Annotated in this window: 11 protein-coding genes; 9 read left to right on the top strand and 2 right to left on the bottom strand. The window is 70.5% G+C overall.

Going from position 1 to position 10542, the window contains the following annotated elements; translation table 11 throughout:
- Positions 1 to 983, bottom strand: a 983-nt coding sequence (locus tag SM757_RS33960; protein ID WP_322468715.1) for a cyanophycinase, incomplete at its 3' end; no start/stop codon positions are given.
- A 9-nt stretch (positions 984 to 992) separates the two neighbouring features.
- Positions 993 to 1829, bottom strand: coding sequence for a formylglycine-generating enzyme family protein (locus SM757_RS33955; RefSeq protein WP_322468714.1), 837 nt, complete (start codon positions 1827 to 1829; stop codon positions 993 to 995).
- Positions 1830 to 2218: 389 nt separating this feature from the next.
- On the opposite strand from SM757_RS33955, the gene senB reads away from it, so the two are divergent.
- From senB to SM757_RS33910, 9 genes are all read left to right on the top strand, one after another.
- Entirely contained in the window at positions 2219 to 3211 is a 993-nt protein-coding gene (gene senB / locus SM757_RS33950; protein WP_322468713.1) for a selenoneine biosynthesis selenosugar synthase SenB, read from the top strand.
- The gene (gene selD / locus SM757_RS33945) at positions 3208 to 4263 is read left to right on the top strand and encodes a selenide, water dikinase SelD (RefSeq protein WP_322468712.1); all 1056 of its coding nucleotides are present in this window, start codon (positions 3208 to 3210) and stop codon (positions 4261 to 4263) included. The genes senB and selD overlap by 4 nt, the downstream gene beginning before the upstream one ends.
- A 213-nt stretch (positions 4264 to 4476) precedes the next feature.
- Positions 4477 to 5409 (top strand): LysR substrate-binding domain-containing protein, encoded by a 933-nt coding sequence (locus SM757_RS33940; RefSeq protein ID WP_322468711.1) that lies wholly within the window; start codon positions 4477 to 4479, stop codon positions 5407 to 5409.
- Positions 5406 to 6836 (top strand): 3-isopropylmalate dehydratase large subunit, encoded by a 1431-nt coding sequence (leuC, locus tag SM757_RS33935; protein WP_066336714.1) that lies wholly within the window; start codon positions 5406 to 5408, stop codon positions 6834 to 6836. Before SM757_RS33940 ends, leuC begins: the two co-directional genes overlap by 4 nt.
- A 29-nt stretch (positions 6837 to 6865) precedes the next feature.
- On the top strand, positions 6866 to 6991 hold the full coding sequence (locus tag SM757_RS33930) for an entericidin A/B family lipoprotein (RefSeq protein ID WP_084267484.1): 126 nt from the start codon (positions 6866 to 6868) through the stop codon (positions 6989 to 6991).
- A gap of 1 nt (position 6992) precedes the next feature.
- Positions 6993 to 7640, top strand: coding sequence for a 3-isopropylmalate dehydratase small subunit (leuD, locus tag SM757_RS33925; RefSeq protein WP_322468710.1), 648 nt, complete (start codon positions 6993 to 6995; stop codon positions 7638 to 7640).
- Between the two features lie 37 nt (positions 7641 to 7677).
- Positions 7678 to 8766 (top strand): 3-isopropylmalate dehydrogenase, encoded by a 1089-nt coding sequence (gene leuB, locus SM757_RS33920; protein ID WP_066336707.1) that lies wholly within the window; start codon positions 7678 to 7680, stop codon positions 8764 to 8766.
- 93 nt (positions 8767 to 8859) lie between these two features.
- Entirely contained in the window at positions 8860 to 9987 is a 1128-nt protein-coding gene (gene asd, locus SM757_RS33915; protein WP_322468709.1) for an aspartate-semialdehyde dehydrogenase, read from the top strand.
- A 150-nt stretch (positions 9988 to 10137) separates the two neighbouring features.
- A partial coding sequence (locus SM757_RS33910; protein ID WP_407655826.1) for a type IV pilus assembly protein FimV occupies positions 10138 to 10542 on the top strand: 405 nt, incomplete at its 3' end.

The raw sequence follows: 10542 nt of genomic DNA, 5'->3' as shown, positions 1-10542 counted from the left end.
GCCGCGCCGCCCTCCAGCGCCAGTCGCTGGCCTGCGTGGAACACCTGGCGGCGCAGCCCGGCCACCAGCAGCGGCTGGAGCGCGGCGGCGTCCGGCGCGGCGCCGGGGCGCACGGCCTGCAGGTGGCGGCCGTCCAGCAGCGTCACCGTGCCGGCGCCCACGACTTCCAGGGCGCGGCCGGGTTCGATCACCAGCGCCGTGTCCTCGTCCACACCTAAACCCAGCAGGCCCGGCTGCTGCGCCACGGCCGTGATCAGCCGCGGCAGCCGCTGCCGCTCGCTGAAGTGCTGGTCCACGATGGCGCCGGGCAGCAGCGCTAAACCGTCCTCCAGCCAGGCGGCCTCCTGCTCCGGCTCCTCCAGCGAGCGGGCGCCCAGCAGCATGCTGCGCGACAGCGCCGCGGCGCCCGCGCTGGTGCCGGCGATGCAACTGTCCGGCCGCGCGTGCAGCCGGCGCAGCGCGCGCTGCGCCGCGCTGCCGCGCAGGGCGGTGAGCAGCCGGTGCTGGTCGCCACCGGTGATGAATACGCCGTCGGCCTCCAGGATGCGGCGCGCCACCGCGGGGCTGTCCGCGTCCTCGCGCGAGCCGATCGCCAGCTCCACCCGGCGTCGCACGCCCAGCCGGTTGAATGCCTGCGCATAGCTCGCGCCCATGAGCTGCGGCGTGGCGCTGGCCGTGGTGAGCACGGCGATGCGCGCGCGGAGCCCGCCGCTGAGCTGCACGAAGCGGCGCAGCACCGCCATGGCGCCTCGCCTGTCCTCGTTGCCGCCTATGGCCATGAGCACGCCGGCCTCGGCACGCGGCGCTTGGGCGGGGTCGGCCTTGCAGCCGCCGCGCGTGCGGTCGGGGTGCTCAGGGCGGTCGGCGCAATGGGCCGGCGCGCCCAGGGCAGGGCCCGCCAGCGGTGCGATGCCCGCCGCCGCCAGCCCAAGCAGCAGGTGCCGGCGCGAAGCCGTGCCGGGCGGCAGGTGGAAAGTCGCCATGGCTGCCGCTCACTCGTCCCGCGCGATGCGAAAACCCACGCCGCTCAGACGCACGTCCGGTGCCAGCGCGCCGCGGAAAGCGCAGCGCAGCGCCTCCGGCGCGTCGGCCCAGGAGCCGCCGCGCACCACGCGGCGCGGGCCGTGGTCCGCGGGCTCCCAGGCGCTGCCGTCGGCCGGCGCGTCGAAGTAGCTGCGGTAATAGCGGTCCTGCACCCATTCCCAGACGTTGCCGTGCAGGTCGTGCAGGCCGAAGGCGTTGGGCGCGAACCGGCCCACGCGCAGCGGCGCCTTGCGGTATGGGCCCGGCGCGCTGCCGCCATAAGTGCCCGTGGCGTTGAAATTCGCCTGTGCCGCCGTGATGGCCGTGCCGGTGGAAAAGGCCGAGCGGGTGCCGGCGCGCGCCGCATATTCCCATTCGGCCTCGCTGGGCAGGCGAAACCGCCGTCCGCTGAGCTGGCTCAATTTGCGAATAAATGCCTGCGCGTCCTGCCAGCTCACGTTTTCCACGGGGCAGTCGCCGCCGCAGCGCTGGAATTGGCTGGGGTTGCGGCCCATCACCGCCTTCCACTGCGCCTGCGTCACCTCGAAGCGGCCCAGCAAAAAGGGCTGAAGGCTCACCGGGTGCTGCGGCCCCTCGTCGGTGGAGCGTTCGGCCTCGCCCGCGGGCGAGCCCATGAGAAAGCTGCCGCCCGGCACGGCGACCAGCTCCAGGCACTGCGTGCCCACGCACACACGCTCGGCCAGGGCGGCTGGCCCGTCCTGCGGCTGCGAGCGCGCACCCGGCGCGGCAGCCGCCAAGGCCAGCGCCGCCAGCAGGCTGGCCGCTGCGCTTGCAGGCCCTTTCATGGTGGTGTTTCCGTCCATTTATCCATTTGTCCAGTGGGCGACGGCGTGCCGCCGTGGACTATTTCTCGAATTCACGAGATTTTAAAAAAATGGTATTTGCAGGCGGTCATGCCCAGGTCAATCTGGAATGTGCATAGGCGCACACATGGGCTGTGCAAACGGGAATTGTAAATCCACATAACCCTTGGCCTGCGGGCATGCTGCTCATTTTGCGGGTTTGTCGCATATTGCCGGAGTACCCATGTTTTTCGGCTTTTGTATTTAACTTGGCCGTCACGTTTCTCTGGCATTCCGGGGTGGCCGGTGATGGCCTTGGGCGGCGCCGGCACGGGCCGTCCATGGCCTTGCCGGCCAGGCCGGCGCCGTGCAGCGGCTATAAGTCGCGCTCCATGAGCCGTTTCCGCCGTCTCCGCCTTTGCCTCGTCACGCCCGCGCTGGCGGCCGCCAACAACGGCAACTGGCACACCGCCAGCCGCTGGGCGCGCATGCTGGACGGCCCCTTCGACGTGCTGCTGACGGACCGCTGGCGCGGCGAGCCGGCGGATGTACTGCTGGCGCTGCACGCGCGGCGCAGCGCCGACAGCATCGCGGCCTGGGCACAGGCGCAGCCTGATCGACCCATCGCGCTGGCGCTCACCGGCACCGACCTCTACCGCGACATCCACGTGGACGCCGCCGCGCAGCGCTCGCTGGCGCTGGCGGCGCGGCTGATCGTCCTGCAGGAGCGGGCGGCGGACGACCTGCCCGCCGAGCACCGCGGCAAGGCTGTGGTGTGCTTTCCCAGCGTGGAGCCTTTGCCTGAAGCCGCCGCGGCCGAACGCCCGGCGCTGCCGCCGCCCCTGCGGCTGCTCATGGTCGGCCACCTGCGCGCGGAAAAAGACCCGGCGACGGCTTGGGGCGCGCTGCGGCAACTCGCCGGCCGTGGCGGCTGGGTGCTGGACCACTTGGGCGGCGCGCTGGACGAAGCCCTCGCGCGGCAGGCGAGGGCGCTGCAGGCCGAGCTGCCGGCCTACCGCTGGCTGGGTGCCTTGCCCCATGCGCAAACTCGCGAGCGCATGGCGCGCGCGCACCTGCTGGTGCACCCGAGCGTGATCGAGGGCGCGGCCACGGTGATCGTGGAGGCGGTGGCCGCCGGAGCGCCGGTGCTGGCCTCGCGCATCCCGGGCAACGTGGGCCTGTTGGGCGCCGGCTACCCCGGCCTGTTCGAGCCGGGCGACGCGGCGGGGCTGGCGGCCCTGCTCAGTGAATGCCTGGATGACCCCGCTATGCTCGCGGCCCTGTCCGAGGCCGCCGCGCGGCGCGCGCCGCTGTTCGAGCCGGCGCGCGAGCAGGCCACCCTGCGCGCGATGCTGGCCGACCTGCTGGAGATGCCCCGCCCATGAACACCCCGACCCCGCCCCGCCTGACCTCGCTTTCGCACGGCGGCGGCTGCGGCTGCAAGATCGCCCCCGGCGTGCTGTCCGAAATCCTCAAGTCCACGGCCGCCATGCCCGTGCCGCCGCAGTTGCTGGTGGGCATCGAGACGGCGGACGACGCCGCCGTCTACCAGCTCAACGACGAGCAGGCGCTCATCGCCACCACCGACTTCTTCATGCCCATCGTGGACGATCCGTTCGACTTCGGACGCATCGCCGCCACCAACGCCATCTCCGACGTCTACGCCATGGGCGGCACGCCCATCATGGCGCTGGCCCTCGTGGGCATGCCCATCAACGTGCTGCCCGCGGCCACGATCGGCCGCATCCTGGAAGGCGGCCAGTCCGTGTGCCGCGAGGCGGGCATTCCCATCGCGGGCGGCCACACCATCGACTCGGTCGAGCCCATCTACGGCCTGGTGGCCCTGGGCCTGGTGCATCCCAAGCGCGTGCGCCGCAATGCCGACGCTCGCCCCGGCGACCGCCTGGTGCTGGGCAAGCCGCTGGGCGTGGGCGTGTACTCGGCCGCGCTCAAGAAGGAGCAGCTCGGCGCCGGGGGCTACGCCCACATGATCGCCAACACCACCAAGCTCAACACGCCGGGCCCGGCGCTGGCCGCGCTGGAAGGCGTGCACGCCATCACCGACGTGACGGGCTTCGGCCTGGCCGGCCACGCGCTGGAGCTGGCGCGCGGCGCGCAGTGCCGCGTGCGGCTCCACTGGAACGCCGTGCCGCTGCTGCCAGGCGTGCGCGAGTTGGCCGCCCAGGGTTTCATCACCGGCGCCTCCGGGCGCAACTGGCAGGGCTACGGCGCGGAAGTGGCACTGGGCGCCGGCTTGGGCGACCTGGAGCGCTCGCTGTTGACCGATCCGCAGACCAGCGGCGGGCTGCTGGTGAGCTGCGACGCGGCCTCGGTGGGCGACGTGCTGGCGGTGTTCCGCCGGCACGGGTTCGATGACGCCGCCGAGATCGGCGAGGTGCTGCCGGCGGGCGAGGGCGAGCGGCTGGTGGTGGGCTGATCCGGCCTTGGTTGGCGTGGCCATTCGGCCCGCAAGCGGGCCGAACCCCTGCCCATCGCCGTTCGGCTCAAGGGCCGTGCGCCGGCAATGCGGTTCCGCTGACCGCGTTTGATCTGCATCACCCTTCGCGCCCCGCGAAGGCTGGATTGCAAAACGCCGATGACCCTTCGTCTGGCGCCAAGGCACCATACGCAGCCTTGACGAAAACCTGCCATGCGCTTCGATCTCCTCAGCCTCAACCTCGTGCTCGCGATTGCCGAAACCGGCAGTCTCACGCGCGCGGCCGAGCGGGAGCACCTGGCGCTGGCAGCCGCCAGTAAACGGCTGTCGGACCTGGAGGCCCGCTTGGGCGTGGTGCTGTTCGAGCGCCGCGCGCGCGGCGTGGAGATCACCGACGCGGGCCGTGCCCTGGTGCGCCACATCCGCTCGCTCAACGCCTCGCTGCACGCGCTGGAGAGCGAGGTCGTCGAGTACGCCCGCGGCCTCAAGGGCCACCTGCGCCTGGCCGCCAACGCCAGCGCCATCGCCGAATGCCTGCCGCCGCCGCTGGCGGCCTTCACGCGCCAGAACCCGCTGATCCGCATCAGCCTGGAGGACATGACCAGTGCCGAGGTGCAGGCGGCCGTGGCCGAAGGACACGCCGACGTGGGCATCTTCGTGCCGCCGCTGCTGGAGCCGCAGCTCGCCACGCGGCCGTGGCGCCGCGGCACGCTGGCCGTGATCGTGCCCGCCGGCCACGAGCTGGCCGGGCAGGGTGGCGTGCGCTTCGAGGCGCTGCTGGACTACGACCTCGTGGGCCTGCACGTGGGCGCGGCGGTGCAGGAATTCATGCGCGAGCAGGCCAGCGAGCGCGGCCGCGTTTTGAACACCCGGCTGCAGGTGCACGGCTTCGACGCCATCGCGCAGCTCGTGGGCGCGGGCCTGGGCGTGGCCATCCTGCCCGGCGTCGTTGCCGAGCGCTTTTCACAACTGTTTGGTTTGCACGTGCTGGCCCTGGACGAGACCTGGGCCGAGCGCGAGTACCAGATTGCCGTGCGTTCCCAGGAGCGGTTGCCCGCCCTGGTGCAGCGCTTCATCGATTCCCTGGCCGCGCCGCTGCCCCTGGCGGCGGCCGGCGCTTCTCTCACCACCACCTCGACGCCATGAACACCGCACGCACGCTCTACGACAAGCTGTGGGACGAGCACGTCATCCACACCGAGGAAGACGGCACGGCCCTCCTGTACATCGACCGCCACCTGGTGCACGAAGTCACCAGCCCGCAGGCGTTCGAGGGGCTGCGCATCGCCAATCGCCAGCCCTGGCGCAAGAGCTCCATCGTCGCCACTGCCGACCACAACACGCCCACCACGGGCTGGGAAGCGGGCTATGACGGCATCGCCGACCCGATCAGCAAGCAGCAGATCACGACGCTGGACGCCAACATCCGCGCCTTCGGCGCCGCGGCGTACTTCCCCTTCATGCACCAGCGCCAGGGGATCGTGCACGTCATCGGCCCCGAGAACGGCGCCACGCTGCCGGGCATGACGGTGGTGTGCGGCGACAGCCACACCTCCACCCACGGCGCCTTCGGCGCGCTGGCGCACGGCATCGGCACCAGCGAGGTCGAGCACGTGATGGCCACGCAGACGCTGCTGGCCAAGAAGGCCAAGAACATGCTGGTCAAGGTGGAAGGCCAGCTGCCGCGCGGCTGCGGCGCCAAGGACATCGTCCTGGCCATCATCGGCAAGATCGGCACGGCCGGCGGCACGGGCTACACGATCGAGTTCGCCGGCTCGGCCATCCGCTCGCTGTCCATGGAAGGCCGCATGACGGTGTGCAACATGGCCATCGAAGCCGGCGCCCGCGCGGGCCTGGTGGCCGTGGACGAGGTGACGCTCAACTACGTCAAGGGCCGTCCCTTCGCGCCGCAGACCGACGCCGAATGGACTTCCGCCGTCACCCACTGGCGCACGCTGCACTCCGACGAGGGTGCGCACTTCGACCGCGTGGTGGAGCTGGACGCCGCGCAGATTCGCCCGCAGGTCACCTGGGGCACCTCGCCGGAGATGGTGCTCTCCATCGAGGACCGCGTGCCGGACCCCGACCACGAGAAGGACCTCGTCAAGCGCGGCGCCATCGAGCGCGCGCTGACCTACATGGGCCTGGAGCCGGGCAAGCCCCTGGCCGACGTGTTCGTGGACAAGGTCTTTATCGGCTCCTGCACCAACTCGCGCATCGAAGACCTGCGCGAGGCGGCCGAGGTGGTCAAGCGCATCGGCGGCAAGGTGGCTTCCAACGTGAAGGCCGCGCTGGTCGTTCCGGGGTCGGGCCTGGTGAAGGTGCAGGCCGAGCGTGAAGGGCTGCACGAAATCTTCAAGGCCGCGGGCTTTGAATGGCGCGAGCCTGGCTGCTCGATGTGCCTGGCCATGAACGCCGACCGCCTGGAGCCGGGCGAGCGCTGCGCCAGCACCTCCAACCGCAACTTCGAAGGCCGCCAGGGCAACGGCGGACGCACCCATCTGGTGAGCCCGGCCATGGCCGCCGCCGCCGCGATGCAGGGCCACTTCGTGGACGTGCGCCGCATCGCCTGAACCCGAAACCGCCTGCCCAACTCCTCACCATGAAACGAGTCATCGCCTCCTTGCTGCTGCTGGGCCTGCTGGCCGGCTGCAACACCATCCAGGGCATGGGCCGCGACATCAAGGCCGCGGGCGGTGCCATCGAAAACGCTTCCAGGACGAAGTGACATGCAAGCCTTCACCGTGCACCAGGGCCTTGTGGCCCCCATGGACCGCGAAAACGTCGACACCGACGCCATCATTCCCAAGCAGTTCCTGAAGTCGATCAAGCGCACGGGCTTCGGCCCCAACCTGTTCGACGAGTGGCGCTACCTGGACCACGGCGAGCCCGGCCAGGACATCGCCAGCCGCAAGCCCAACCCCGACTTCGTGCTCAACCAGCCGCGCTACGCGGGTGCCTCCATCCTGCTGGCCCGGCGCAACTTCGGCTGCGGCTCCAGCCGCGAGCACGCGCCGTGGGCGCTGGAGCAGTACGGCTTTCGCGCGCTCATCGCGCCGAGCTTCGCCGACATCTTCTTCAACAACTGTTTTAAAAATGGCCTGCTGCCGGTCGTGCTGCCGGAGCACGAAGTCGACAAGCTGTTCGACGACGTGGCGGCCTTCCCCGGCTTCCAGCTCACCATCGACCTGCCGCGCCAGCGCGTGGTCAAGCCGGACGGCAGCGAGCTGGAATTCGACGTGCAGCCCTTTCGCAAGTACTGCCTGGTCAACGGCTTCGACGACATCGGCCTGACCCTGCGCCACGCCGACAAGATCAAGGCCTACGAGGCCGAGCGCCTGGCGCGCATGCCCTGGCTGGCCCACACGGCGGTCTGACGCGCCCAAAGCCCAACATTCCACTGGAGAACAAGACATGAAGATTGCAGTGCTGCCGGGTGACGGCATCGGTACCGAGATCGTGGCCGAGGCCGTCAAGGTCCTGAACGTGCTGGAGCTGCCGCTGGAGCTGGAAGAGGCCGTCGTCGGCGGCGCCGCCTATGCGGCCCAGGGCCACCCGCTGCCGGACTCCACGCTGCAGCTGGCCAAGGACGCCGACGCGGTGCTCTTCGGCGCCGTGGGCGACTGGCAATACGACAAGCTGGAGCGCTCGCTGCGCCCCGAGCAGGCCATCCTGGGCCTGCGCAAGCACCTGGGCCTGTTCGCCAACCTGCGCCCGGCGCTGTGCTACGAGCAGCTCACGCACGCCTCCAGCCTGAAGCCCGAGCTGGTGGCGGGGCTGGACATCCTGATCATCCGCGAGCTCACCGGCGACATCTACTTCGGCCAGCCGCGCGGCCGCCGCACGGCCGTGGACGGCCACTTCCCCGGCGCCGAGGAAGCCTTCGACACCATGCGCTACTCGCGCCCGGAGATCGAGCGCATCGCCCACGTGGCCTTCCAGGCCGCGCGCCGCCGCGGCAAGAAGGTCACCAGCGTGGACAAGGCCAACGTGCTGGAGACCTTCCAGTTCTGGAAGGACGTGGTGACCGAGGTGCACGCCCAGTACCCCGACGTGGAGCTGGAGCACATGTACGTGGACAACGCGGCCATGCAGCTCGTGAAGGCGCCCAAGAAGTTCGACGTGGTCGTGACCGGCAACATGTTCGGCGACATCCTCTCGGACGAGGCCGCGATGCTCACGGGGTCTATCGGCATGCTGCCCTCGGCCTCGCTGGATGCGAACAACAAGGGCCTGTACGAGCCCAGCCATGGCAGCGCGCCGGACATTGCCGGTAAGGGTGTTGCAAACCCGCTGGCTACAATCTTGTCCGCAGCCATGATGCTCCGTTACACCCTCGCCCAACCCGAAGCCGCCGACCGCATCGAATCGGCGGTGCGCGCCGTGCTGGCCGCGGGTCTGCGCACGCCCGACATCTACAGCGACGGCACCCGTAAGGTGGGCACGCGCGAGATGGGCGACGCCGTGGTGGCGGCCATTACCGGCAAAACGATTACGGGCTGATCAAGCTCCGGTTCGTCTCGCCCATCCCCTGGACCCCGGCGAAGCGAGCCGGGAAGGCTGGGGTCCGGGATCTGTAATTTCAAAGGATTGACGATGGCACTCGTGGGATTGGTCGGCTGGCGCGGCATGGTCGGCTCCGTGCTGATGGAGCGCATGCGCGCTGAAGGCGATTTCGAGCTGATCGAGCCGCTGTTCTTCTCCACCTCCAACGCCGGCGGCGCCGCCCCGGCCATGGCGAAGAACGAAACCAAGCTGCAGGACGCGTTCGACATCGAGGCGCTCAAGCGCTGCGACATCATCCTCACCGCCCAGGGCGGCGACTACACCAGCGAGGTCTTCCCCAAGCTGCGCGCCGCGGGCTGGAACGGCCACTGGATCGACGCGGCCTCCACGCTGCGCATGAAGGATGACGCCGTCATCGTCCTGGACCCGGTCAACCTGCCGGTGATCAAGGACGCGCTGGCCAAGGGCGGGCGCAACTGGGTCGGCGGCAACTGCACCGTGAGCTGCATGCTCATGGGCGTGGGCGCGCTCTACAAAGCCGGCCTGGTCGAGTGGATGAGCACCCAGACCTACCAGGCCGCGTCCGGCGGCGGCGCGCAGCACATGCGCGAGCTGCTCACGCAGTTCGGCACGCTCAGCGCCGAGGTCAAGGCGCTGCTGGACGACCCCAAGAGCGCCATCCTGGAAATCGACCGCAAGATCGTCGAGAAGCAGCGCTCGCTCACCGGCGCCGAGACGGCCAACTTCGGCGTGCCGCTGGGCGGCTCGCTGATCCCCTGGATCGACAAGGACCTGGGCAACGGCGTCTCCCGCGAAGAGTGGAAGGGCATGGCCGAGACCAACAAGATCCTCGGCCAGGGCGAGGGCTTCAACTCGCCTGCCGTGCCGGTGGACGGCTTTTGCGTGCGCATCGGCGCCATGCGCTGCCACAGCCAGGCGCTGACCTTCAAGCTCAAGAAGGACGTGCCGCTGGCCGATATCGAGGCCATGATCGCCGCCGACAACCAGTGGGTGAAGGTCGTGCCCAACACCCGCGAGGCCACGGTGCGTGACCTGACGCCGGTGGCCGTGACGGGCACGCTGACCATCCCGGTGGGCCGCCTGCGCAAGCTGGCCATGGGGCCGGAGTACTTGGGCGCCTTCACCATCGGCGACCAGTTGCTGTGGGGCGCGGCCGAGCCGCTGCGCCGCATGCTGCGCCTGCTGGTCGAGTCCTGATCAGAGGCGGACTGCTGGCAGCAGTCCGTGCCGGCGGCGCGGTGTGCCTGAGGCGCACGCGCGGCCGGCGCGGCGCGGGCGGCGGCAACGCCGCCGTTTGTCTTTAGGGGAGTGGCCTTGAGGATCAGCTCGAAGAAAGCGGCCCGGCACATGTTGCGGGGGACGGCTGCGGCCGTCATGGGCTTGGCGGTGTGCGGCGGCGCTTGGGCGCTGGGCTTGGGCCGCATCACGCTGCAGTCGGCGCGCGGCGAGCCGCTGCGCGCGGAAATCGAGCTGAGTGCGCTCAGTGCCGAGGAGGCGGCCAGCCTGTCGGCGCGCATCGCGCCTCCTGCCGCCTTCAGCAGCGCGGGCGTGGCCTACAGCCCGGCGCTGTCCGGCGCGCGCGTGAGCGTGCAGCAGCGCGCCGATGGGCAAGCGGTGCTGCGCCTGAGCAGCGACGCGCCGGTGCAGGAGTCCTTCCTGGACCTGATCCTGCAGATCGAGTGGGCCAGCGGCCGCCTCTCGCGCGAGTACACGCTGCTTTTCGAGGCCGCGCAGCCGCCCGCCGCGGCCGCG

Source organism: Azohydromonas lata (genome assembly GCF_034427735.1).
Classification (GTDB): Bacteria; Pseudomonadota; Gammaproteobacteria; order Burkholderiales; family Burkholderiaceae_C; genus Azohydromonas; species Azohydromonas lata.
The sequence above is the reverse complement of the archived record's forward strand: the minus strand, read 5'-3'. Positions and strand labels throughout refer to the sequence as shown.

Bases quoted from the DNA above. Each gene is read 5' to 3' on its own strand.
- SM757_RS33955 (WP_322468714.1), bottom strand. From the start codon at position 1,829: ATGAAAGGGCCTGCAAGCGCAGCGGCCAGCCTGCTGGCGGCGCTGGCC.
- senB (WP_322468713.1), top strand. From the start codon at position 2,219: ATGAGCCGTTTCCGCCGTCTCCGCCTTTGCCTCGTCACGCCCGCGCTG.
- selD (WP_322468712.1), top strand. From the start codon at position 3,208: ATGAACACCCCGACCCCGCCCCGCCTGACCTCGCTTTCGCACGGCGGC.
- SM757_RS33940 (WP_322468711.1), top strand. From the start codon at position 4,477: ATGCGCTTCGATCTCCTCAGCCTCAACCTCGTGCTCGCGATTGCCGAA.
- leuC (WP_066336714.1), top strand. From the start codon at position 5,406: ATGAACACCGCACGCACGCTCTACGACAAGCTGTGGGACGAGCACGTC.
- SM757_RS33930 (WP_084267484.1), top strand. From the start codon at position 6,866: ATGAAACGAGTCATCGCCTCCTTGCTGCTGCTGGGCCTGCTGGCCGGC.
- leuD (WP_322468710.1), top strand. From the start codon at position 6,993: ATGCAAGCCTTCACCGTGCACCAGGGCCTTGTGGCCCCCATGGACCGC.
- leuB (WP_066336707.1), top strand. From the start codon at position 7,678: ATGAAGATTGCAGTGCTGCCGGGTGACGGCATCGGTACCGAGATCGTG.
- asd (WP_322468709.1), top strand. From the start codon at position 8,860: ATGGCACTCGTGGGATTGGTCGGCTGGCGCGGCATGGTCGGCTCCGTG.